The organism is Bifidobacterium sp. ESL0763, from assembly GCF_029433395.1.
GTDB lineage: Bacteria > Actinomycetota > Actinomycetes > Actinomycetales > Bifidobacteriaceae > Bifidobacterium.
The window spans coordinates 464,091-488,722 of the sequence record NZ_JAQTHW010000002.1 but is presented as its reverse complement, the minus strand read 5'-3'; the positions used below and the strand labels follow the sequence as shown (position 1 = coordinate 488,722).

13 protein-coding genes, 1 tRNA gene and 1 CRISPR repeat array are annotated in these 24,632 nt (G+C 59.1%); of the genes, 1 reads left to right on the top strand and 13 read right to left on the bottom strand.

Annotated elements, in window-relative coordinates:
• Positions 1-39: 39 nt before the first annotated feature.
• From PT282_RS02895 to PT282_RS02845, 11 genes are all read right to left on the bottom strand, one after another.
• A complete protein-coding gene (locus tag PT282_RS02895; RefSeq protein ID WP_277168078.1) occupies positions 40-1,326 on the bottom strand; it encodes a deoxyguanosinetriphosphate triphosphohydrolase in 1,287 nt (428 codons plus the stop codon).
• 68 nt (positions 1,327-1,394) lie between these two features.
• Positions 1,395-2,753: an alanine racemase gene (gene alr / locus PT282_RS02890; protein WP_277168077.1), complete on the bottom strand. Its 1,359-nt coding sequence runs from the start codon at positions 2,751-2,753 to the stop codon at positions 1,395-1,397.
• Between the two features lie 172 nt (positions 2,754-2,925).
• Complete coding sequence (locus PT282_RS02885) at positions 2,926-3,474, bottom strand: N-acetyltransferase (RefSeq protein ID WP_277168076.1); 549 nt, start codon at positions 3,472-3,474, stop codon at positions 2,926-2,928.
• A 175-nt stretch (positions 3,475-3,649) separates the two neighbouring features.
• Positions 3,650-4,147 carry an S-ribosylhomocysteine lyase gene (locus PT282_RS02880; RefSeq protein WP_277168075.1) on the bottom strand — a complete coding sequence of 166 codons (498 nt, stop codon included), beginning with the start codon at positions 4,145-4,147 and terminating at the stop codon, positions 3,650-3,652.
• Positions 4,148-4,354: 207 nt separating this feature from the next.
• A CRISPR array of direct repeats spans positions 4,355-7,892; the repeat unit is 36 nt; unit sequence TCCTCAATGAAGCTCAGAGCATTGAAGCTTTGAGAC.
• A 259-nt stretch (positions 7,893-8,151) separates the two neighbouring features.
• Positions 8,152-8,448, bottom strand: a complete 297-nt coding sequence (cas2, locus tag PT282_RS02875; protein ID WP_277168074.1) for a CRISPR-associated endonuclease Cas2 — start codon at positions 8,446-8,448, stop codon at positions 8,152-8,154.
• Between the two features lie 11 nt (positions 8,449-8,459).
• Complete coding sequence (cas1, locus tag PT282_RS02870) at positions 8,460-10,058, bottom strand: CRISPR-associated endonuclease Cas1 (protein WP_277168073.1); 1,599 nt, start codon at positions 10,056-10,058, stop codon at positions 8,460-8,462.
• Positions 10,055-11,146, bottom strand: coding sequence for a hypothetical protein (locus tag PT282_RS02865; protein WP_277168072.1), 1,092 nt, complete (start codon positions 11,144-11,146; stop codon positions 10,055-10,057). The genes cas1 and PT282_RS02865 overlap by 4 nt, the downstream gene beginning before the upstream one ends.
• Before the next feature lie 6 nt (positions 11,147-11,152).
• Positions 11,153-14,230: a type I-U CRISPR-associated helicase/endonuclease Cas3 gene (gene cas3u / locus PT282_RS02860; RefSeq protein WP_277168071.1), complete on the bottom strand. Its 3,078-nt coding sequence runs from the start codon at positions 14,228-14,230 to the stop codon at positions 11,153-11,155.
• Complete coding sequence (gene csb2 / locus PT282_RS02855; protein ID WP_277168070.1) at positions 14,230-15,945, bottom strand: type I-U CRISPR-associated protein Csb2; 1,716 nt, start codon at positions 15,943-15,945, stop codon at positions 14,230-14,232. The genes cas3u and csb2 overlap by 1 nt, the downstream gene beginning before the upstream one ends.
• 11 nt (positions 15,946-15,956) lie before the next feature.
• Positions 15,957-17,165, bottom strand: a complete 1,209-nt coding sequence (locus tag PT282_RS02850) for a type I-U CRISPR-associated protein Cas7 (protein ID WP_277168069.1) — start codon at positions 17,163-17,165, stop codon at positions 15,957-15,959.
• A gap of 404 nt (positions 17,166-17,569) precedes the next feature.
• Positions 17,570-18,772, bottom strand: a complete 1,203-nt coding sequence (locus tag PT282_RS02845; protein ID WP_277168068.1) for a TraX family protein — start codon at positions 18,770-18,772, stop codon at positions 17,570-17,572.
• A 522-nt stretch (positions 18,773-19,294) separates the two neighbouring features.
• On the opposite strand from PT282_RS02845, the gene PT282_RS02840 reads away from it, so the two are divergent.
• The gene (locus PT282_RS02840; protein ID WP_277168067.1) at positions 19,295-20,311 is read left to right on the top strand and encodes a DsbA family protein; all 1,017 of its coding nucleotides are present in this window, start codon (positions 19,295-19,297) and stop codon (positions 20,309-20,311) included.
• A gap of 300 nt (positions 20,312-20,611) precedes the next feature.
• On the opposite strand, the gene PT282_RS02835 is transcribed toward PT282_RS02840, so the two are convergent.
• Both PT282_RS02835 and ileS read right to left on the bottom strand, forming a co-directional pair.
• Positions 20,612-20,685 (bottom strand) — tRNA-Arg (locus PT282_RS02835).
• Between the two features lie 269 nt (positions 20,686-20,954).
• Positions 20,955-24,335 (bottom strand): mupirocin-resistant isoleucine--tRNA ligase, encoded by a 3,381-nt coding sequence (gene ileS, locus PT282_RS02830; RefSeq protein ID WP_277168066.1) that lies wholly within the window; start codon positions 24,333-24,335, stop codon positions 20,955-20,957.
• Positions 24,336-24,632 lie beyond the last annotated feature (297 nt).

Sequence of the window (24,632 nt, the reverse complement as noted above, 5' to 3'; positions counted from 1 at the left end):
TTCCATCGGCATTCGGGCGCGCCGCCTTCTCCCCCGCCCTCAGCAGAGAATGGAGTGCAGGGTCAGCGCCGAGCCGTCGGTGAGGTTCGCCACCTGGTCGATGGCCACGCGCAGCCGCTCGTCGTCGTTGGTCGACTCGTTCCAGTCCTCGAGGAACACGGTCTCCAGTGCGTCGGAGGGACGCGGCGAGTCGGCCATGAGCACGTCGACCAGGTCCTCGACGACCTTGAGCTCCTGCTCGTGCAGCTGCTCGTGCTCGCGCGGCGCCATCACGAAGTAGACCGCGATGCCCTTCAGGGCCACGATCTCGTAGTCGGTCTCCTCGGGGATGACGACGTTGGCGCTGTAGCGGGTGAGCCTGCCCTTGCCGTATTTCTCGCGCGTGGCCCGTTCGACGGAGCCGGCGAAGCGGCCGATGAGCGCGCTGGTGATGTTCTTGAGCTGGGCGAGCGCCTGGCGCGACCCGTTGAAGTGCGAGGGGAACATGTGCAGCTTGCGCAACCGGGCGAACGCGGCGAGCAGCTTGTCGGCGTCCCACCGGCTGCCGTACCATTCGCGGGCCATGGCGATGATGCCGTCGATGACGCGCGGGTCGGCCAGGGCCAGGGGCTTGAAGGCGCCGGTGGCGATGGCGTCCTCGAAGTCGTGGACGCTGTAGGCGATATCGTCGGAGAGGTCCATCACCTGGCATTCCATCGGCTTGGCGTCCTTGGGCGCGCCGGTCTTGAGCCATTCGAACACGTCGACGTCGTCGGGGTAGACGCAGAACTTGGCGCTGCGCTCCCCCTTGGGATGCCGGCCTGCCTCGGCGAGCGTCCACGGGTATTTCACCGCCGCGTCGAGCGAGGCGCGGGTGAGGTTGACGCCGGCGGAGCGGCCGTCGGCGTGGAAGACCTTGGGTTCCAGGCGAGTGAGCAGGCGCAGGGTCTGGGCGTTGCCTTCGAAGCCGCCGATGTCCTTGGCGATCTCGGCCAGCACGCGCTCGCCGTTGTGGCCGAAGGGCGGATGGCCGAGGTCGTGGGCGAGGCAGGCGCAGTCGACCACGTCCGGGTCGCAGCCGAGCATCGAGCCGATCTGGCGGCCGATCTGGGCGACCTCGAGGGTGTGGGTGAGGCGGGTGCGGGCGAAGTCGTCGGTGCCGGCCACCAGGATCTGGCTTTTGGCGCCGAGCCTGCGCAGCGCCGAGGAGTGGATGAGCCGGGCGCGGTCGCGCTGGAAGGCGGTTCGGGACTGGGATTTCGGCGGTTCCTCGGCCCAGCGCTCCTCGTCGAAGGGCGTGTAGCCCTCCTGCGGCGGCGCCTGCCGGTCGTTCCCGTTCGTCGTCATGCCCGTGCCTCCTTCTCGGTCGTGTTGACTGGTGTTATCGCTTCGGCTTTCGGCCCGCTGGCCCCGCCCTAGAGCAGCGTCTTGGCGTTGAGCTTGCTCATGTCCTGCGCATCGAGCACCTCGGCCGCATGCAGATAGAGCCTGGGGATGCGGATGCGCAGGCAGGTGAAGATCTCGTAGCTGATGGTGTCGGCGGCGCGCGCCCAGTCGTCGGCGGTCGGCTCGCAGTGTTCCTCGCCGCGGCCCGGCCCGAAGAGCTCCACGGTGTCGCCCTCACGCACGCCCATGGCCTCGGCATCGCCGTGCAGGTCGAGGATGAACTGGTCCATGCACACGCGCCCGGAGACGCGCATGAGCCTGGGGCCGTCGGCGGTCATCACGCGTACCGGGCCGCCGGGCTTGCTGGTGTGCTTAGCGCCGGCCTCGTCGAAGCCGGAGGCGGAACGGTGGATGCCGTCGGCGTAGCCCAACGGCACGATGGCGGTGCTGGTGGCCTCGTCGGTCAGGTAGGTGCGGCCGTAGGAGATGCCGTGGCCCGCCTCGACGCCTTTGACGGTCGAAAGCTGGGCCTGCAGGGTCATCGCCGGGCGCAGCTGGTACTTCGAGGGGGTGCCCATGGCAGGGTCGGCCTCGTAGCCGTAGAGTCCGATGCCGGGGCGCACCAGCTCGAAGCGGGTCTCGGGGCGGCTCAGGGTGGCCGCCGTGTTGGCGATATGGCGGATGCGCGGTTCGATGCCGGCCTGGCGCATGCGTTCGGTGAAGCGGTTGAAGCTTTCCAGCTGGCGGTCGGTGACCTCGACGAACTCGGGCACGTCGGGCGCGTCGGCCACGGAGAAGTGGCTCCACTGCCCCACGATGTCGAGCACGCCCTCCTTGGCGAGCGGAACGAGGCGGTCGAGCGCGGCCTGGAAGCCGGCCTCGGTGAAGCCGTTTCGCCCGAATCCGGTGTCGGTCTTGATGTGCACGCGGGCGGGCTTGCCGAGCTTGCGTGCGGCCTGGGCGACGGCCTCGATGCCGTCCAGGGAGCCCAGGGAGATGTCGATGTCGCTGGCAATCAGTTCCGGCAGCGGGGCGTTGCGTCCGTTGAACATCCAGGTGAGGATGTGGCAGCGCTTCGGGTCGATGCCCGCCATGCGCAGCAGCAGGGCCTCGCGCGGCTGGGCGGTGCCGAGCCAGGTGGCGCCGCCGGCCAGGGCAGCCAGCGCCGAGGGGATGAGGCCGTGCCCGTAGCCGTCGGCCTTCACCACGCCCATCACCGCGGTGCCGGATTTCGGACCGCCGACCACCTCGACCAGGTGGCGCATGTTGTCGCACATCGCCTTGAGGTCGACGATGGCCTGCCCGGGGTAGCGCCGCAGCGCCGCCTCGTAGTTCGATTCGCCGAGCGTGGATGAGAATGGCCAGGGTTGCAAAGCGTTGAGAGTCATGGTCTCATTGTGTCTCGGGAAGGCGGCGAGCGCAATTAGGCGATACGAAACGCTCACACCGGTTCGGCGGCGCCAGCGGGACGGGCAGCCGACCCCGGTTCGCTGGATTCTGATTGGGGAAATACACCCGGTCGTTCGCCCGAGAATCCCGCTCTCACGTCGATCCGATGCGTCAGGCGCCTGCGAGCTCATGGCGCTGGTAGGCGACGCGCGTGTCCGGCTCCACTGTCACGTTGTTGACCACCTTGATCAGCCCACAGTAGGTGAAGCCGTCGGTGGTGAAGATGTGGCGCATGGCCGCGTTGGCGGGATGGGTGTCGCAGCGCAGGTTGCCGCAGCGCGCCACGGCCCAGTCGAGGCAGGTCTTCGCGATGTGCGGCCTGAGTCCGGAGGCGGCCAGGCGGTGCATGGTGACGTACTCGTCGTCGTCGAGCCAGTGGCCGTCGATCTTGGCGTAGGTCGGCTCCGCGCCCTCGCACAGGGCGAAGTAGGCCAGGATCCGTTCGGCGCCGCCCTCGCCGTCGTCGTCGACCAGCAGCCAGGCGCGCGACCTGTCGATGTCCTGCTCGAGCAGTTCGACCGGCGGCCAGCTCGTCCCCCACTGCATGGGGTTGCCATTGGCAGCCATCAGCTTGCGCGCCCGCGCGAAGATGGCGAGGATGGCGTCCAGATCCGCCCGTCCCGCCTTGCGGAACCGTTGCGCCGATTGACCTTTGACCATGCCGAGACCACCTTGCCCTTCTCTTGCCCGATACCTGTAGACAACATAAAAGGGCGCGTCGACACCAATGGCCGACGCACCCTTTATATATATCCTTGCTGCTCGGAGTCACAACCGAATCATGCCAGGTTTTACGCCTGCATGAAACCAGGCCGCTCCCCTGACGGAATCGGAATCAGACCACCTTGCGCACGTACGGGTCGGAGCTGATGCCCTCGTCGAGGATCTTCCTGCACCATTCCTTGGCGGTGAACAGGCTGTGGTCGCGGTAGTTGCCGCAGCTCTTGATGTCCGTGGCCGGCACGTCGTCCCACGTGGCCTCGTTGGCGATGAACTCGAGCGATTCCTTGAGCGCCTTGGCGACGTCCTCGGTGCTGTGCTCGCCCCAGGTCAGCAGGTGGAAGCCGGTGCGGCAGCCGAACGGCGAGCAGTCGATGTAGCCGGGGATGCGCTCGCGCAGCAGCACCGCGATGGTGTGCTCGATGGTGTGCAGGCCGCCGGTCGGAATGGCGTTCTCGTTGGGCTGGACCAGGCGCAGGTCATAGTTGGAGATGACGTCGCCCTTCTGCCCCGATTCGGTGCTGATGAAGCGCACATACGGCGCCTTCACCTTGGTGTGGTCCAGCTTGAAGCTCTCCGGTTCCGGCTTGTTCGCGCTGTTTTCCTCAGCCATGTTGTTCCCCTTTCGATTAGGTTCAACGTTTGGTTTCAGTGTAGTTGGCCGGGGTTATATTTCGGCGGGCCGGGTTCTTAAGAAAACACAATCTGGCTGATACGAACAACGAAGGTCAAGCATACGCGGTTCACCGGTTTCAATACAGTCCAGAATATAGGAGCTCTGAGACGACGATCTCAGTATGCAAACCATGTTCGATATCCTTCCTCAACGAAGCTCAGAACAGTATAATTTTGAGAGGCAGGGCCATCAATGGATTCGAGGTATTTGTGACCACCTCCTCAATGAAGCTCAGAACACTCAAGTTCTGAGACCTGCACCGCACGGATGAGCATCGACCCATGGCCGCCTCCTCAATGAAACTCAGAACATCGAAAGCTCTGAGACTAGGCGCGGTTGGCGCGCAGGACCGAGCTGTCAAGCTGTCCTCAATGAAGCTCAGAGCACTAAGACTCTGAGATGAGGTGAACGCCTTGAACCCGTCGGGACCCCAGTCTCCTCAATGGAGTTCGGGACGCTGAAGTTCTGAGACGGGTAGATGCACAAACGACTTACGTAGATCCGGATCTCCTCAATGAAGCTCCGAGACTGAAACTCGGGCAACCACTGGGAGATGATGTGCCATCCTCAATGAAGCTCAAAACATTGAAGTTCTGAGACCAGCACCGCTCTGACCAGCATGAACCCATAGCCTCCTCCTCAATGAAGCTCAGAATATTAGAATTCTGAGACGCGCTCTGACCTGACACTCATCGAGGAAGCCGACGGTCCTCAATGAAGCCCAGAACATTAGAATTCTGAGACATAGGCGATCGAATCCGGCATCGAGCCAAAACTCTTCCTCAATGAAGCCCAGAGCATTGAAACTCTGAGACTACCGGCCTTGTGGTAGTTAACCTGGGTCTCGAACCACCCTCAATGAAACTCAGAACATTATAGTTCTGAGACTTGTTTCCAACACCCTTTGTGTTGTTATATTCATGTCCTCAATGAAGCTTAGAACATTAGAATTCTAAGATGACAGGGTCGTCGATGGATTCGAGGTATTTGTGACCGCCTCCTTAATAAAACTCAGAACACTGAAGTTCTGAGACAGGTAGATGCCGAACGACTTGCGCAGATCTGGATCTCCTCAATGAAGCTCAGAACACTGCAACTCTGAGACGACCTGCTCAGCGAGAGCGATAACCTGCGCCTTCACTCCTCAATGAAACTCAGAACGTTAAAATTTTGAGACAGATGCGTCCGATGGCAAGGACACCGCGTTCATATACATCTTCAACGAAGCTCAAAACATTGAAGTTCTGAGACCAGCACCGCTCTGACCAGCATGAACCCATAGCCTCCTCCTCAATGAAGCTCAGAACATTGAGACTCTGAGACTCGGCGTCGACGGGGTCGCCGGTGGCGACGATGTCTCCTCAATGAAGTCCAGAACACTGAAACTCTAAGGCCACAGAACAGAACGACAGTCTCATACAGGCCGTTTCCTCAATGAAGCTCAGAACATTAGAATTCTGAGACGTGCAGGGCTGGTTCGACGCGGTGTTCGTCGACGATCCTCAATGAAGATCAGAGCATTGAAACTCTGAGACTCCGAGTTCAGCAGGCTGTCCACCTGCGCGTTGGTTCCTCAATGAAGCTCAGAACATCGGAACTCTGAGACACGGTGTCGCCGTTGAAGAACGTCTCCTGGAACTTTCCTCAATGAAGCTCAGAACTTTGGAACTCTGAGACTTGATTTTGTCAAGCGGCTCCAGCGATTTTCAGCCGTCCTCAATGAAGCTCAGAGCATTGGAACTCTGAGACATGGCGCATCGACGGCGACCAGCTGGGCATGACCATTCCTCAATGAAGCTCAGAGCATTGGAGTTCTGAGACTCGAAACCGGTGTCGGCGGTGATATCCAGCACCCATCCTCAATGAAGCTCAGAGCATTGAAGCTTTGAGACCTGTTCCTTGACCTCTCGTTCGGCGGCGCGTGCCTCTCCTCAATGAAGCTCAGAGCATTGAAGCTTTGAGACGTCATTTGAAAACTTCGCGCTGGTTATTTCGTCGCTCCTCAATGAAGCTCAGAGCATTGAAGCTTTGAGACGTTCTACCACGGATAGGAAGCGAAGACCGATGAACATCCTCAATGAAGCTCAGAGCATTGAAGCTTTGAGACCGGAACGCCTTGAGCTGGGCGCCCCAGCCTTTCACTCCTCAATGAAGCTCAGAGCATTGAAGCTTTGAGACCTGGTATGACCGTCCCCTTACCGTCCCCTCGAGCGTTCCTCAATGAAGCTCAGAGCATTGAAGCTTTGAGACGGGTAATTCCTCTACTACCTGGTCAGCGGTTCTCGATCTCCTCAATGAAGATCAGAGCATTGAAGCTTTGAGACGCCACTCTACACGCTCCGCGCTATCCTCGGCACCTCCTCAATGAAGCTCAGAGCATTGAAGCTTTGAGACGCACCGCATACATGCGTCCCAGGGTTTCAACGGTACTCCTCAATGAAGCTCAGAGCATTGAAGCTTTGAGACCGAGGGTCAGCGGGCCACCCTCGCCGACGGTAGCGATCCTCAATGAAGCTCAGAGCATTGAAGCTTTGAGACCCGCTTTTCCATCGGGAATTCTTGGAAATATCAAATCCTCAATGAAGCTCAGAGCATTGAAGCTTTGAGACAAAATCAACTACGAGCAGGCAACGAAAGTCTACACTCCTCAATGAAGCTCAGAGCATTGAAGCTTTGAGACCCTTCTCATTTCATCCAACTGCTCAAATTCACGCTCTCCTCAATGAAACTCAGAGCATTGAAGCTTTGAGACATCGGTGACGGTGGAGTTGGTGCCGCTGTTGTTCGGTCCTCAATGAAGCTCAGAGCATTGAAGCTTTGAGACTTGCTGTAGAAGGCGTTGGCCGATTGCACGTAACGTCCTCAATGAAGCTCAGAGCATTGAAGCTTTGAGACATGGTTGCTTCTTCGACAGGGATGCGGATACCGCGTCCTCAATGAAGCTCAGAGCATTGAAGCTTTGAGACACGGACGCCGGGTGCCATCCATTCACTTATTGCCGATCCTCAATGAAGCTCAGAGCATTGAAGCTTTGAGACTTGTACTCAATCAGGGCATCTTCACAATATTGCTTTCCTCAATGAAGCTCAGAGCATTGAAGCTTTGAGACCACGGGGTTGTTGGCGATGCCCGGCGCGGCACCCGCTCCTCAATGAAGCTCAGAGCATTGAAGCTTTGAGACGAAGTGCATATCGTCGGCAAGAACTTGGAACGCGATCCTCAATGAAGCTCAGAGCATTGAAGCTTTGAGACCTACGATGACGGAGAGGAGACAAAATGAGTCTGAATCTCCTCAATGAAGCTCAGAGCATTGAAGCTTTGAGACCACCATGTCGGGGAGCACACGACGCGCCATGTCAATCCTCAATGAAGCTCAGAGCATTGAAGCTTTGAGACAGTCGATTCTCACTGGGCAACACCAGCATCCATGACTCCTCAATGAAGCTCAGAGCATTGAAGCTTTGAGACATGTAAAATGTGTGGGGAAAGTCCTCGCACATTGTCTTCCTCAATGAAGCTCAGAGCATTGAAGCTTTGAGACGCCGCGTCGCCCACGCTGTACGCCTGGCCTTTGGTCCTCAATGAAGCTCAGAGCATTGAAGCTTTGAGACAGCACGAGCACACGTGAGGTCACGACGGTATGGATTCCTCAATGAAACTCAGAGCATTGAAGCTTTGAGACAGCACTAGTCTAACGCCTTCCGCTGATTAGTGTCCCGGCACCCATTGCGAGCGCTATGGGAAACCGGAACGCAAACAAACGGAAAGCAGAAAGACCATGCTCTAATCCGCATCAGCACTAGTGCGAGCAATAGCCCGCAATCTCCGAGATGATTCACCGCTCGCAACCACCAAAGAAAACACGAACAGCAGTAACACTATGAAATTTTCAAACATCGAAAACAAACCAATCGGCTGTTTCAAGACTAAAAACCCGAATACTAGATAACGGTGGGAACCACCAAATCCTGGTATCGCTCCCTTCCAAGGAAAGTCATGGCGTCATGAGCGTGATCGACCGTCCCCAACAGGCAAATCACGATGGAGTCCTGTCCGCTCGCCATCAGATCCTCTAGCTCCTGCTGCAGTTGGAACATCTTCGCCGGCCTCGTCTCCACCAGGAACACGCTGTATTGCAAGCGCTCTCCATAGCTTTGCAAGGTCTTGGCGACATGGGTCCTCCGCTTGTCGTTGTTGATATCGTAGGCAATCAGGTAGCTGCGCCTTTCGTCACTCATGAGCCGCTTCCCTACCTGATCCGTATCCCTTTATATGAGGATTGCGTGCCGTCCAAATATCCCAGAATCATCCTTGCCTGAATTTCGACCGTCCTCCTCCACGAGGCCTTGTAGCCGAATATGGGATGGGTGATCTCCGTGGCCATGCGCCTTTCGTACGCCGCCACAAGCGCTTTTCTCGTGACGTCCCTCATCCGTATCGAACCAAGGATATCCGTGAATCCGGAAGCCTTGACCTCGCCGTTGTTCACCACCGACTGAACGACCGAATCCGCGATCGGAGCCCGGAACTCCTCCATAAGGTCCAACGCCAACGCAGGCTTGTTCCTCTTGCTGCTATGCAGGAACCCGGCATGGGGATCAAGGCCGCATGAGATCAGCGCCCTGACGCAATCCGATAGCAACAGCGTATAGGTAAAGTCCAGCAGGGAGTTCAGCGGGTCCGGCGCCGGCCTTCTCATTCTCGCCACCCACTGCCATTCACCGCACTTCCTGGGCTTGATCAGTTGCTGGAACTGGGAGAAATACAGCGCCGCACCCTCGCCCTCCAAACCCAGGATATCCTGCCAGCGGTTCGCGTTCGACAGCTGTTTCTCGATGCCCCGCAACTGTTCCAGCACGGGATTGTCCTTGCTCGACCGTCTTAGGAGCACCGACTGGTTATGGACCTTGGCGATGATGAACTCACGGGCGAGCCCCAAACGTCCTTCGTGGGAAGCGACATGCTGGTCAACGCGCGCCTCTCCATTGGGCCCGTACGACGGTACCGTCCACCCGTAGAGCCTTCCGGTGCCGCTGCACCAGAGAATCGGGATATCGCGCCACATGAGCTCCCGGATCAGCCCGCTCGACAAATCCGTATTGCCATGGACCTGCAATCCCTGAATCGTATTCAACGGCACGGCCGCGAGCTGCTCGCCGCCTTTGTAGACCACCATGCGGCCGGACCTGCTGAAGACCTTCGCTCCCGGCGTGGCCAGATGGGTGACCTGGTTGTCCGGCGAAGAGACCATGACCCGGTGCCTGACCGCACCCAGCTTCCTTTCTTCCGGCAGGCAAATGCCCACATGGGAGCATCGCATGCAGCGTTCGCTATCCTCCAACGGTTGCGGAGCCATATCCGCATCGATCAGCGCCCGCGTCTCGTCGACGGCACGCTTGGCGTCGCGGTAATCCTCTTCCTCGAGATCGACCTCCACCCGCCGATGGTGGGTGATGAAGAATATTTCGGTGCCGGCCACTTCAAAGCCCATGTCCTTAAGACAGGCGGCCTGCAACGCCAATTGAATCCGCATCGCGTCGGTCACCACCATCGCGCGCTTGACCGGAGTCGCCTTGTATTCGCGGATGATGACCCCATCGTCGGTCATCCGCGCCGCATCCAACCTGCCGGTCACGCCCCATTCCTCATGGCGGATATTGACCGCCTGGAACGAATCGGCATCGGGAGCCTTGTCGAATCTGTCGACCTTACGATGTCCATAGGTGCCAGCGGCTATCTGAGCCGAGCTCACCTTCTCGCCAACCGCCTCAAGCCAGGCACGCCGCGGGCAAAACATGTAATTGGCAACGAGACTGATGGGGATCGGGTCGGCGGCTTCCTGTTTCATCGTCCATCTCCAGAGACGTCGAACAGCTCACCCTTCTGCAGCCAACGCTCCGGAGCCGAGGCATTGCCGGAAACGTACTGCGGGAAAAGCGCGCACAGGACGACGCCTTGCTCCTTCAGCCATTGGTTGCCGGCGAAGGAACCAAACCCACTTCCGCTGTTCGTCTCATCATCGGCATCCACTTTGCCGACCGCTGCCTGTTCCAGCCAAAGGCTACGCACCACCGAGCGATACTTTTGCAAGGTCCAGAACTGCTCGAAAATCGGCAGGACAACATATTGGCCGTGTCCCCTGATTCTGAAGAACCCGGCGGTGGCGCCTCGATCCTTCGTGGTCGACTTGGATTGCGGGAATGCCGAAACCCCAAACAACGCGCACCATGCCTGGGCGTTGTCGGTTTTGCTCGGCCTTCTCAAACCGGTGGGTGTACGGCTTTGCTGGCTGTCCTTCCCCACCTCGTCGACGACGCTCTCACCCTTCAAACCGTTCAATACCGCATCGACATCTCGCCTGGCCACGGCCTGGGCAAGAGGCAGCAGACGGCCGGAAACGAATTCCTGCCCTCGGTTGCGGGCCACCATCTCCCAACGGGATGCTCCACGATCGGGAGTGTAGTTCTTGTCTTTGCCCATGTCGCCTGACCAGTATGAAGGCTCGCCCAGCGCACCTATGTACTCATAGTCGAGGGGCGTCTCCAATTGGTCGATGGCCCTATGTCGATCACGTTCCAGCTTCTGCCAGGATCCTCTGGTATTCGGTTTGCCAAGCCTCGGGCTCAATGTCGCCCGCACGGGCGAGACCTTCTTCTTTGATTTGGCCCCATCCTCCTTCGGCGATTCCCAGTACTCTCCTCCGGCATGAAGCCAATCGGATTCGCTCCAACGCAACGCGTGCTCGTGGACGATTTCGGCACATTGCCTCCATGAGACGTCGTCACTACTTTCCAGCACCGCATGCTCTTGGTCTTTCCACCGTATCTGGCAAATCCGTCGACGGCTTGGATCGGCGTCCTCGAGGATCGAAGCCAATCCCACCAGATACAGGTGCGCGAAAGCATCCTCACAGCTGCCTCTCAATTCAAGACCCATGCTCAATCATCCTTCCTTGGAGACGGTGATGTCCGCAGCACGCAGAATGGCTTCGAGATAGGAGACTCCCCAGAAGCCGTATTTCCAATCCGTGCGATGGACGATGGTCTGCCATAAGCCCGTGTCAAACAGATTGCGCGCACTGGCTATGGCCGGTTCCATCGCCAGATCAGAGTTGCGCCGCATGTCCTTACCCGCCACGCTCTCAGGAATCGCCGTTGCGGCCGAAGCCCTGAACGCTGACCGTCCATGACCATGCGAGGTCCCGATCAGCCGTGTGATCAAATCCGTATCATATTCGCCGTCTTTTTGGTCAGGGTCTGCCCAGTATTCCGCCGCGGAACGTTGCTCATGCCGCCAGCCAGCCAGACTCAGCTGGTTTCGCATCCGTTTCTCCCATGAGACGGAATAGAAACGGCTTTTGGCGAGATATGTTGAATCATCGTCAGTTTCGGACTTGCTGAGCCGATAACGCAGCAACTTCTGGAAACGCCAGTCCTTTTTCCCATCGTCATGGTGAAGACCGGCATTCGCCAATTCATCGCAAACCTGCCCATCAAAGCCCAGAATCGTCGCCAAGTCCGAGGCTCGCCTTGCAACACACGGCTGGTGCCCGTCCGGCGTATTGAGATAGACGATACGATTGCTGCCATCAACTCGAATCTCCTGCAGCTCATCCTCATCAAGATTCTTCAACGGCTGTACGGATATCCAAATTCGATCAGACTGGTTCTCACGCTCAGCATCCACCTTTATCGCCGGATAGACGTTGACTCTAGTTTCGGGATCGTAAGAATCTCCGAATACATCCTCAGCGAACTTATGCCCGATCTCATCGGCAATCTGTCGAAGTGTCGGCATAACGAGATGGTCATCCCCCGTCTCTGTATCCTGACCATTGGCAGCATACTTCCCATCCAAATCGTCCAAGATACGATAGCGTCCATCCTCGTCACCGGACTTTCGGGCTTCCAGCACCCATCCAGAGTCCTGACACTTGTTGTAGACGTCATCCTCAGCCTGATTCGCCTTGCCTCCGGAACAGCTCAGCACATGGGTTCCCGAGTCGAACAGCGAAGCCGATGTGCTCACGACCAATGTATCACCTGACTGAACCAGCGTCTTCAAGTCAGTCTTACGGTCCCACGGAATGCCCTTGTCATCAGCAGATGGCCGATAGATCACCAAAGGACCAAACGGTTCTTTCTTCTTCTGGCCCTTCTTGAATGCCTTCCTAATCTCCTCCTGATTCTTTTCATATGCCTTCTCGATATCGTCAAACTGGGCATAGTTCCGCATCGGGAAGGATTCCTCGGCCACAGGAGGCGCGGAAGACACCAACTGTGCCGCGTCGGCGCCATCCGCCGGCAAATCACGAACCACCACACCGACGCCCGGGCCATCATCAGACGCCAGCTCATCGCGAAGCCATAGATTGATATCGGCTGGGCTACGGCCATAGGAAGCGTGATCGGCGGCCAACTGCTCATCCGTACATGACAGGTTCTCGGCATCCCAGATTTCCAAGCGCTGCAACGCCATGCGATCCAGCTCGGGTGGCGACACAGGATGCTTCACACAGTTCCAAGCGCTGAGATCACGATTCGCCCCATGCTCAAATTGCAGCCACGCAAGCGAGAGCTCCAAATCTTTCTGGTGATACGCGCCTTGCTTCTTCTCATTTTTTCGGATTACTACAGTGATGGGACCGTTATCGCGCGATCCCCGACGGTTCACGCGTCCCGCGCGCTGCACCAGAGAATTGACCGGGGCCAATTCGGTGACCAACGCGCTGAAATCCGCATCGATGCCGACCTCAAGGGTCTGCGTACCGATTACGAATCGCAGTCCAGAATTCCGCTCCGTCTTACCACAAATTTCCGAGAACACACTCTTCAATTGGTTCTTATCGTACGGCCTCATCGGTCCGACGAAACAACACACCGCGTTCTTCGACGAATTGCCATCATACTGATCGGTCTTTCCCAGTGCCTCCGTCAAGGCATGAGCCACCCTGCCAGCGGTATCCACCTTGTTGACGATGCAGCCCACGACGCCGCGGTAACCTTCTTGTATATTCGACAGCTGCTCCATGCACCGCTGCGCGATATGTTCAGCGTACTCTTTGTCGGAACACTCCACTTCGTCCAAGGCAACAGGCTTCGGACGAGTCAGTCTACTGCAGAGATCTGTATCTTTCTGAAAATCTTCAGCTTCCACGCCCACCGATTCGATTTCTCCGGTGTCTGCGGGAGTCGCCGTGGTCCGCACAACCTGCAGCGGTGACGCGAACTTCGCCACTTCGCTCTTCTGGAGACCCTCAAGACGCGACACATCGGTCGCAGTCTGGGCCAACTGCCGGGCGAGATGCGCCTCGTCGAGGATCAGGACAGTGTCATAGGCGAACAGACCCGCTTCCATAGGACGTGCGGCCTTGGTGATGCCATATCCCCGGAACAGCAGACGACTGCCGAACATATCAGGAGTGGCACAGAAAATCTGGCATTGAGTCGGGTAATAACGCCACTGGTTCTTGGCATTGTCCGTCGCCTCGCCGCCGCGCAAGCGAGTCACCCGGCAGGGGGAACAGTCCTCGATGCATTGGGGTTTGCCATTGATGTCGCGAACAGTACCGGCACGACGGATGAGACCATCCCTGATCTCAGAGAGAATGGAGCCTTCAGACTGCGCTTCCGCACTTTCGATACGGCTTGCCAAGTCCATCGCCTCGTCATATTGGTCATCGACGAGGGAACGTCTGTTGACCGTCATTACCAATCGGCGTGGAATATGCGCGATACCCATTTCGGTAAGCTGCTGCAATTCCGGATCCAAATTAGCGTTGCCGTCTTCGGAATTGTCCGGCTTAACCAATCCCGCAAGGGCATTGAGGAACACATGGATATCCATGACCATGGTCTTCCCCGCTCCGGTAGGTGCCGCGATCTCATCCGGCCAGTGGCCATGATCGATGACATAATGCATCAACCGCCGCTGCCACTGATATGGATGGCGCCCACCATGAATGGCCGCCACGAATCGGTCGAACCGCGTATCGACATAGTTCTGAAGCTTGGAATCCATCAGCGTCTGCCTCCGCCCACAATATCGTCCGCCAGCCGTTCCGGATAGTCGACCGGCACCAGCAAGCCACCGCCCAGGTGTCTGCTCTGCCCGATGGCCACCACTTCCCTTTCAGTCACCAAGTCCAAACGCATCGATGCCATCACGCCCAGCAATGGCGTCGAGGGATCGGACCTATGCGCGTAATCGCCCATCTGCGTTCTGGCGACGATCCGTGCCGAAACGATTCCCGCAGGCGAATCCGTTTCCAACACGTTGTCCACAAATCCCCAATACTCCTCTTCCTTCGAAGCGCAGGGGGCAGAAGGCTTGAAATTCTTTCGCCACACGTGGCCAACGGCCAATGCCATGTCCTCGCGGGCCTTCCACCGCTTGCCCGGATCCTCGCTCGGAATGGACCGGGTCTCACGCAGGCAGAAAGGCGAAGGCGTCCAGAAGCGACGGCAACCAGTGCGAACCGATTCCCAGAATTGGGACAGATCGATATCGGTCACGGCTTCGCCCAGGCGCAGCGTCTCGTAATTCTTGGAGAAATAGAGCCTGCGCCCTTTCAAGGATTCGCACAACGAAATGATGGTGCTGACATCCGCGCCCGAGGCACTCCTCGGTATCATGACCAAGAATCCAGGCAGGTTCATGCGCTCCAGCATTTCAGGGGCGATTGGCAGACCTCCATCGCTCAATATCTGAATGGCGACGTTGTTGGCTGGCCGTTCGATGTCTGGCTCGTATTTTCCGGTCAAGACCGGGGTCACACCGTATCCGCCCAGCCGCACCAGAAGACGGTGCAACGCGACACACCAAGCCACATACTGTGACTCCCGCGGCTGCCACTGCGCCTGCTTGTCGCCCAAGACCTCGACGGGAATGAAAACACCAAGGGACCATGGAGCGCGGAGCTTCTTCGAATCGTCCTGCAACGAGGGACGGAGATAGCCGACATTGCGCACATGCTGCGTCAGGGAATCGGAAACCACCGTGTTTTCGTGCTCCGAAAAGGCGATTTTCTTCGTCTTCTTTTTCGGGTTCGCCTGCGCATACCCATCTTCAAGCTCCTGAAGATGCCCCTCGTCTGGAACCTGGAATTCCTCGCTGATGGATGCATGCCTCAATGACAGCTGTCTATCAATTTCCAACGACCCAGACAACGGATAGGTACCCTCGCCCATTTCGTGAGCGCTCAGGGAAACCGGCGAACAGGCCTCGCCAAGATATGGCACTTCCCAGCACAACCTTGCAAGGGCTTCGCGAATGTGTTCGTCCGGAGCTTCTGCCCATTGCCATGCCAAATTGCCATCGGCTTCGTCATCGTCATAAGCGGTGGCGATACCTACTCTCGATGCCTTGGAGCTGCGTATATCCTGACGTCCGGTGACGGCATCGATAGTTTTGACGCCCTGAGCCTTGTTCCAATATCCCTTGTCCCTATACGTGAAAGTATCATGCTTTCTGCGACCGTTACGACGTATTTTGCGGGGCAAGTAAATCGCATCAGGAGGATTGCGCTCAAACCACTGCAAAGCGGCGGCGATGGCATCATCGCTCAGATGTTCTTCCTCAGCCGAGACGCCGGAACGAAAACCGAATACGGTGTGGGCGACGGAAACCAACGCCTTGTACAAGCGCTCCGGCGACGGATACGCCTCAGGTCGACCGGTGTCATCAGCGCCCTGATAGGTACCCATCAGGAAATGTACGGAAATGATAAATGACATCTCAGCACCCACTAGTCATTTTCCGAATCTTTATCCGAAGCATGGCTCAGGACCAGCTGGTTGCCTTCCACTTCCAGAACCTGACCGCTCCAATCGACTCCCGCCTTGTCGTGTGCCTGCTGATAGGCCTGTTCCAAAAGCTCGTCGGCATGGTCCAGAGTCAGCATCTCGAGCTCTTCCTGCTCGCCGAAACGCTTGTCCAGAACCGTCAGCGGCTTCGCGGACTCCCGGAGCATGCAGTTGGCGCGTAGGTTCAATTCGGTGTTGCTGCCGGCCATGGCGTCGAGCAACATGGCTGCAAGCAGCGCACGTATTGCCTCATCGCCGTCTTTGCCTGCGTTGAAGCTCATCGAACGCAGCGTGCTGAAGCTCAGCACATGGGTACGGATGACGCTGCTGACGGCAATGCCATCAAGGGAGCTGTTTCTTCCGGCAGTCGGCGGAATCGCACCGAGACCGATTGTTGACCCCTTGCCATCCTTAGCGAAGCTGCCGCTGGTCTTCTCGCTCAAATCATCATGTATTGCGTTCTCAATTTCTTGTGCTTCACTTTTGTTGAACTTAATACTCGCGGCGACGGGATCCACACGCGCGCCGGCACGATACACAGCTTTCCCATCCTCTTGGTTGGCGAGGACCCCGATGATCTCGCCGTTGAACGACGAGGCGATACGAAGCTGGTTCTTGTTACGCGTCGAGTCCCAAGCGCCCATCGCAACGGTAATGGGAGACAGATCGAAAATCGCGCGCATGTCCGCAAGCGTGGAGTTCCTGGCTTCGATATATTGCGGCAGCTGTGAGGTCGAAACGCCATCGACTAAGCCGACCCTGATGTGTGCGTCGAACGCACGATGCGGCAGATCCACATCCAGATAATGCTCTTCACGCACCTCCCCTGCGCCATCGTCACTCTGATAGGTCACCTGAATCCTCGGCATCTTTGAGAACACCGAGTGCCCTTCTTTAATGGCCTTAGAAATATAGTCCTCAAGGCGATTGTTCTGCGAGGTGCGGGAGTCAATCAATACCGTTTTCTTGGATTGGCCATCGACAAACCTATCCTCGAACACATACGTCGCTGACTTATCATCCACATATTTTGCCGGCGCGACGATGCCTTCCGGACCTGCTGCCGGTTCCAACATCGTCTTTTCCGATAGTGTGCTTGGCCCGCCAATCTTGGCCGCGGCATTGAGATCTTCCAGACTGAGTTCACGCATCTATGCATTCCTCTCGATTGTTGTTGAACATCGTTGTTTTTGAACGGTTATTAAGATTGTAGTACATCATAAGGGCTTGAAGCTAGCTGTGCCCGTTCTATGGGACACAGCCAACTTCAATGAAGTCCCAAGGTTCGCTTGGGAAATAACGTATGAAACAGTAATTTCCTATCTCATGCCTCAATGAAATATCACAGACTACAACAGACGTGGTTGCTTTTACCCAACCCCGCCTGCTATTCTTGATATTAGGTCAGCGTCTTAATAATCACATCAGTGATTTCCAAGACACCGAGGATTAGTTGCAGCCAATCTTCGAATCTCATTTCGACCTCCTCTCTATTGTCGTTGGTTAATAGCTGGCAATAGAGAGTATAACACGAATATTTATATGAGTGAAGAAATTACAGTATGCTTGCCAGCACATACAGCGCGGCGATGTGGGCGGGGTAGAAAACGTAAAAGAAATATTTGTCGCCGCGACCCTTGGCGCCGTTGTAGAGCAGGATCGGGATGACGGCGAAGACCATCATCCACTGGGTCTGGCCGGCGAGCGCGTAGAGCGCGGCGACCACGGCGATGGCGACGCACTGCCAGATCCGGCCGTGCCGCACGTTTCGCAGGGCGTACATCACCGGGATGAGCAGCACCATGACGGTGTTCTCCGCCAACAGGATCGCGGGGTCAAGCACGGTGAGCGCGCGCAAGGTCCAGAGCATCGCGCCGCTTTCGGTGCCGTTGGCCTGGGCCATGAACGGCAGCAGCGCCAGCGAGAGCACGAACGGCAGCGCGAAGAGCAGCAGACCCTCCAGCGTCTTCCTGACGCGGAAACCACGGGTGACGCCGCCGGCATGTGCGCCCGCATACATCGCAGCCGAGTCGGTATCGAAACCACCCGTCGCAGCTGCGCTCTCAGCGGCGCGATCCCCAACACCATGCACCGAACCGATACGCCCATCGCCGCCGCGCACATCCACGTCGGAAACCGCAGACTCCCCGTTTCCACCCTTCTTGAACGCGGCCTCGAAGCAGTCGACGGCGGCCATGAACAGCGTGCCGATGAACAGGTCGCGGAAGATGTTGTTGACCAGTTCCGCACCGTCGTAGCCGACCACCTGCTGCAGCCCGAAGTCAAGCGCGCCCATCAGCGCCATGCACACGTAGAGCCGCACCATGTAGGTCCGCTTGCTGTGCGTGTGGGAGAAGCCGATGACGCTGACGAAGAAGAACAGCGTGGCGACGGGCCGGCCGAACCAATCGAGCCAGTTGGGCGCGCCCTGGGAGGCGAACATCTGGTGGACATGGTCGACCACCATCAGCACCACGCCGATCATCTTGATGTCGAAGGTGGTCAGCCCGAAGCGCCGGTGACGCGACGGCGCAGAAGCCATCTCGCCAGCCGGACCCGCCGCCGCCCTGCCTGCCTCGGGCCCGGCGTTCGCCCGAGTCTCCCGGTCCGCACGGTTCCCGGCTTCCAGCGAGGAGGGCGCGGGTTTGACGTCAACACTTGCCTTCGCCTCGTTCCCCTCCCCCGCCAGCTGGCTTACTTGTTGCCGTGCCGCCTGTGCGTCATACGTCGAATCCCGTTTTGCCGTCTCGTGTTCCATGCTCCTTGACGCCTCCCCTTGCATTGCCGACCTATCGTCCTTCGTCTCCATATCCACTTCGCCTCCGTTCCGTTTCCTTCCGACCGCCGTTGCGAGCACGGCCGGCTCATCTGTCATTCATGATTCGATTCAGATTGATATCGTTTTTCTTGCCGTTCGTTTTCCGGCGAACCAGCACACCGAAAGGCGACGGCGACCCACCGAGAACGAAGCCGGCGAAACTCCCGGACTCCGACGACGACCTTCGCGCCGCCTCTCGTATCGACCCCAAGTCTAAACGCACGATCAGGCCCTGGCAATCATCCCCGAGTATGAGAAATCGCGGACGGCCGTCAAACCGTCATCGCCCGTTTTCAGCCTTTCCTCACGTTTATCTTGACGTCAACGTGAATGTCATAACAAGATTATGGCCTTGACGTTGTCAACACCCCCGGTTACGTAGTACGCTGAAAACTAGCATCATGTCCAAATGATGCTGGATGAGCGACGAGAGACTGTCGCAACATGACACGAGAAGGCGAAATGGGCAGCACAAACGATTCCAACCCGACGAACGAGGCCCCGAAGGCAAACGAAACCGACGACTCCTCCATCGACATTGTCGAGGCCGCTGCAGGCAAGGGCGAGGCAGCGGCGAACGGCGGACAGCCGGCCAGCGGCGCTCCGTCAGTACCACAGGCCGCAGCGCTCCCCCGGCAGACCTCCTCCAAGCTCATCAAGGCAATCTTCGCCATCATCGCCGCGATTCTGGTGGTCGTGATCGTGCTCGCCGCGGGGTACGGCTACTGGAACAAGCAGCATGGCCTCAAGCATTCCTACGATCAGCTGCAATCCCTGGCCACGAAGCCCGCGCGGACCACCAAGCAGGGCGGCGTGCCGGCGTTCACGACCAAGGCCTACAACGCCCAGGCACCCGACGTCGACCTCTACGTCGACTTCCTGTGCCCCAACTGCGCCAACCTCGACCAGAAGATCGCGCCGACGCTGAAGAAGCTGCAGTCGGCCGGGCAGATCAACCTCTACATCCATCCTCTCACCTTCCTCGACCACAACTCGAAGCACCATTATTCGGTGCGTGCGGCCAGCGCCTTCACCTACGTCGCCGCGCACGAGCCCGGCAAGGCACTCGACTTCGCCTCAGCGCTCTTCGAGAAGAACTACCAGCCGAGCCGCGAGAACGGCAGGGACGTCAGCGACCAGCAGATCGTCGCCCAGGCCCTCAAGGCGGGCGTGAGCCGGGACGTGGCCACGCACGCCACCGACGGCACCTACAAGGACTTCGCGCAGAAGGCCAACGACTACACCATCCAGCGCAAGGAGCTCTTCGTCGACATCCGTGGCGAGCACCGCTTCTCGACGCCGACCATCTGCATCAACGGCACGATGTGGCGCTACCGCAGGCTGCACACGCTCCAGGACGTCGCGCCCACGCTCATCCAGTCGCTGGGGCTCAAGGAGAGCCAGGTCGGCGACAAGACGGTGATGCCGTCCATCGGCCACTACCACAAGGCGCTGCCCATCGCGAAGAAGTTCCTCTGATCGGGATCAGGGCTTTCGCTCGAGCATGGCTGCGACTGCGAACTTTTCGCACATGCTCGTCTACTCTCGCATAGCCTGGCAGCCGTCGCTTCCGAATTCATTGACATCGGAGCGGCGGCTGTCGTCGTATCTGAAAGGGACTGATTATAAGGGTCACAGCGGGCTATAGCCGAAGAGACCGAGGGAATCCGCCGACACAACACAAATGGCAGCACATAGGTCTTGGGAAATCACGGACAGCAATGACATAAATCAGTACTGCTGGAAATCAAATAAATAAAAGATAAAAAAGAAAGAAAGTGCGCCCGGCAGGATTCGAACCTGTAACCTGCTGATCCGTAGTCAGCTGCTCTAATCCATTGGGCTACGGGCGCAACGTCATTGAAGTATTAGCTTCAACCACTTAAATAGTATAACCGATATTTCGAGGTTTGGGTTCCACGGCGAGTCCCCCGGAATGACGGGCGACAGACGGTCAAGCGGCATGTTCCGAGCCGCCGGCCGGCTTCGCACGAACGCGCAATCTCCTATCGGTCCATGACAAAGTCGACGGCAATAGCAACGGCAAAGGCAACGACCGCACGGACCCTTGAGGATTCGTGCGGCCGTTGGTCGCTCAGCTAGCGGTGTCCTTGCGCCCCGCTCAGACCTTGGCCACCGTGACCTTCAGCTCGTCGGCAGAGGCGTCGGCGCTGATCTCGAGCGAGGTGGCGAGCGTCTCGTGGGCGATCAGGTCGCGGAACTGCTCGGCCTTGGGCGCATCGGCGGCCGGCACATCGAGCTTCAGGCTGATGCGGTCGGCGATGTCGAGGTCGGCGGCCTTGCGGGCGTCCTGCACGGCGCGGATGGCGTCGCGGGCGTAGCCTTCGGCGATCAGGTCATCGTTGAGCTCGGTATCGAGGATGACGAAGCCGCCACCGGGAAGCGAGGCGGAGACGTCGTTGGCGCGGTCCTTGGCCTCGACCTCCTCGACCTGGTTGACCAGCGTGTACTCGCCCTCGACCAGCGCGAGGTCGCCGTTCGGCGTCTCGACCACGGGCGCGCCAGACTCGTCGACATGCCAGGCCCCGGACTTGGAGGCCTTGATGGCGAACTGCACCTGCTTGCCCAGCCTCGGGCCGGCCTTGCGGGCGTTGACCTTGAGGTCGTGCACGATCTTCAGACCGTGCTTGCCGGCGTCGGCGATGGTGGAGAACTCCACGGTCTTGACGTTGAGCTCGGTCTTGAGGATGTCGTCGTAATCGGCGACGCCGTCGGGGTCGTCGACCAGCACGGTGAGCTTGGCCAGGGGCTGGCGCACGCGGATCTGGCAGGACTTGCGCAGCGAGAGCGTGCCGGAGACGACCTCGCGCACCTGCTCCATGGCCTCGACCAGCGCCGGCTCGTCGACCAGCACGCGGCCCAGTTCGGTCGCCTTGCCGGCGTTGAGCTCGCTGGCGGACTCGGCGTTCGCGCCGACATCGTGCGATTCCTCGTCGGAGACGGTGACGAACGGCCACTCGGCAAGATGTACCGATTCCCCGCCGATCAGGCCGCGCCAGATCGACTCGGCCTCCATCGGGGCGAGCGGCGCCATGACGCGCATGAGCACCTCGAGCACGGTGTAGAGGGTGTTGAAGGCGCTCCCGTCCTCGTTCCAGAAGCGTTCGCGGTTGTTGCGGATGTACCAGTTGGTGAGCATGTCGATGAAGTCCTGCACGTCGGCGCAGGCCTCGGAGATGGCGAAGGTGTCGAGCGCGTGCTCCACCGAGACCACCAGGCGGCGGGTGCGGGCCAGCAGATAGCGGTCCATGTTGGGCAGGCCGGCCACCTCTTCGGGCTTGAGCGCGCGGGCGTCGTAACCCTTGCCGCCGTTGGCCGCGTTGGCGTAGAGCGTGAAGAAGTAGTACGAGCTCCACACCGGCAGCAACACCTGGCGCACGGTGTCGCGGATGCCGTCGGCGGTGACGATGAGGTTGCCGCCGCGCAGGATCGGCGAGGACATGAGGAACCAGCGCATCGCGTCGGAGCCGTAGTCGTTGAACACGCCGTTGACGTCCGGGTAATTGCGCAGGTGCTTGCTCATCTTCTGTCCGTCGTCGCCGAGCACGATGCCGTGGCAGATGACGTTCTTGAAGGCCGGGCGGTCGAAGAGGGCCGTCGCCAGCACATGCTGGACGTAGAACCAGCCGCGGGTCTGGCCGATGTACTCCACGACGTAGTCGGCCGGGAAGTGCTGCTCGAAGTACTCCTTGTTCTCGAAGGGGTAATGGAACTGCGCGAAGGGCATCGAGCCGGACTCGAACCAGCAGTCGAGCACGTCGGAGATGCGGTGCATATGCGACTTGCCGGTCGGGTCGTCGGGGTTGACGCGCGTCAGGTTGTCGATGTAGGGCCGGTGCATGTTGACCTTGCCCTCGCCGTCACGCGGGTAGTCGCCGAAGTCGGCCTTGAGCTCATCGAGCGAACCGTAGACGTCGACGCGCGGGTACTTCGGGTCGTCCGAGACCCAGACGGGAATCGGCGAGCCCCAGAAGCGGTTGCGCGAGATAGACCAGTCGCGGGCGTTCTGCAGCCACTTGCCGAACTGGCCGTCCTTGACGTTCTCGGGGATCCAGTTGACCTTCTGGTTGTTCTCCAGCAGGCGGTCCTTCACCTTGGTCACGGAGACGAACCACGAGGAGACCGGCTTGTAGATCAGCGGGGTGCCACAGCGCCAGCAGTGCGGGTAGGAGTGCACGTAGCTCTTCTCCTGGAAGAGCAGGGCGCGGCGCTCCTCGGGGACGCGGGCGAGCGGGCCGTCGCCGGCGCGCAGGTTGCGCAGGATCGGCAGGTTCGCGTCGAAGACGTACATGCCCTCATAGTCCGGGCAGGCGGAGGTGAAGGTGCAGCTGGCGTCGAGCACATCGATGGAGTTGACACCGGCGGCGTTCAACGTGTTCATATCGTCCTCGCCATAGGGAGCCTGGTGGACCAGGCCGGTGCCCTCGACGGTGTCGACGTAGTCGGCGGCGAGAATCTGGTAGGCGTTCGGGCCGGGCACATGGCCCTCGCTCTCGGCCTCGTCACCGGCGAAGTACGGGAAGACCGGCCAGTAGCGGCGGCCGACCAGTTCCTTGCCCTTGAGCTCGCGGACGACCTCGTAGTTCTCGCCGAGTTCCTTGGCATAGGAGCCGAGCAGCGGCTTGCCGAGGTAGAACTTCTTGCCGGCGAACTTGCCTTCGGTGGGCCTGACCTCGACGTAATCGATGTCATTGCCGACCACGATCAGGAAGTTGGTGGGGGTGGTCCAGGGCGTCGTGGTCCAGAAGACGGCGTAGGCGTCGTCCTCGTCGCGCATCCTGACGGCGACGGAGACGGTGGTGTCCTGGCGGTCCTGGTAGACGTCGGAGTCCATGCGCAGCTCGTGCGCGGAAAGCGGGGTGCGGTCCTTGGGGCAGTAGGGTAGCACGCGGTAGCCCTTGTAGGCCAGGCCCTTGTCGTAGAGGGTCTTGAAGGCCCACATCACCGACTCCATATAGGTGGTGTCGAGGGTCTTGTAGCCGTGCTCGAAGTCGACCCAGCGGGCCTGGCGGTGGACGTAGTCCTTCCACTCGTTGGTGTATTTCAGTACGGAGGTGCGGCAGGCGTCGTTGAACTTCTCGATGCCCATCTGCTCGATCTGGTCGACGGACTCGATGCCCAGTTCCTTCTGCGCCTCGAGCTCGGCGGGCAGGCCGTGGGTGTCCCAGCCGAAGACGCGGTTGACCTTGCGGCCCTTCATGGTCTGGTAGCGCGGAATGACGTCCTTGGCGTAGCCGGTCAGGAGGTGTCCGTAGTGCGGCAGGCCGTTGGCGAAGGGCGGGCCGTCGAAGAAGACGAACTCGTTGTCGCTGTGGTCGCCGCTGGGGTTGCGCTCGACTGATTTCTCGAAGGTGTCGTCCTTGTCCCAGTAGTCGAGCACCGACTCCTCCATCTTGGGGAAGCTCGGGTTGGGCGCGACGTGCGCGCTTTCCGCACCTAGGGACGCCTTGGGGTACACATGTGCATTGGTGGATTCGCTCACCGTTGTCTCCTCGCTTGGCAGGTCATCGTTACTACCACGAGGACGATGTTGGCGACGCATCGTTGACGCGCCCCGGCACCGCGGTACCACCTCGCTTGTCGCCCCTGGCAGGCACCTCATGGATGCTGCGGAAACGACCGCTTGAGTCGGGCTGTGTCGGGCCCATCCCGTCGGTTCTACTGGGCTTGCGACCTTATTTCAGGCCACTACCGTTCTTCCGAAAGCTCCCCGTTGATGGCGGATCGCTGCTTGTGGTTGTCACCCTAGCACGCCATTGGGATAGGCAGGCGCGCGCCG

Coding starts and splice junctions, on each gene's coding strand:
- PT282_RS02895 (WP_277168078.1), bottom strand. CDS start 1,326: ATGACGACGAACGGGAACGACCGGCAGGCGCCGCCGCAGGAGGGCTAC.
- alr (WP_277168077.1), bottom strand. CDS start 2,753: ATGACTCTCAACGCTTTGCAACCCTGGCCATTCTCATCCACGCTCGGC.
- PT282_RS02885 (WP_277168076.1), bottom strand. CDS start 3,474: ATGGTCAAAGGTCAATCGGCGCAACGGTTCCGCAAGGCGGGACGGGCG.
- PT282_RS02880 (WP_277168075.1), bottom strand. CDS start 4,147: ATGGCTGAGGAAAACAGCGCGAACAAGCCGGAACCGGAGAGCTTCAAG.
- cas2 (WP_277168074.1), bottom strand. CDS start 8,448: ATGAGTGACGAAAGGCGCAGCTACCTGATTGCCTACGATATCAACAAC.
- cas1 (WP_277168073.1), bottom strand. CDS start 10,058: ATGAAACAGGAAGCCGCCGACCCGATCCCCATCAGTCTCGTTGCCAAT.
- PT282_RS02865 (WP_277168072.1), bottom strand. CDS start 11,146: ATGGGTCTTGAATTGAGAGGCAGCTGTGAGGATGCTTTCGCGCACCTG.
- cas3u (WP_277168071.1), bottom strand. CDS start 14,230: ATGGATTCCAAGCTTCAGAACTATGTCGATACGCGGTTCGACCGATTC.
- csb2 (WP_277168070.1), bottom strand. CDS start 15,945: ATGTCATTTATCATTTCCGTACATTTCCTGATGGGTACCTATCAGGGC.
- PT282_RS02850 (WP_277168069.1), bottom strand. CDS start 17,165: ATGCGTGAACTCAGTCTGGAAGATCTCAATGCCGCGGCCAAGATTGGC.
- PT282_RS02845 (WP_277168068.1), bottom strand. CDS start 18,772: ATGGAACACGAGACGGCAAAACGGGATTCGACGTATGACGCACAGGCG.
- PT282_RS02840 (WP_277168067.1), top strand. CDS start 19,295: ATGGGCAGCACAAACGATTCCAACCCGACGAACGAGGCCCCGAAGGCA.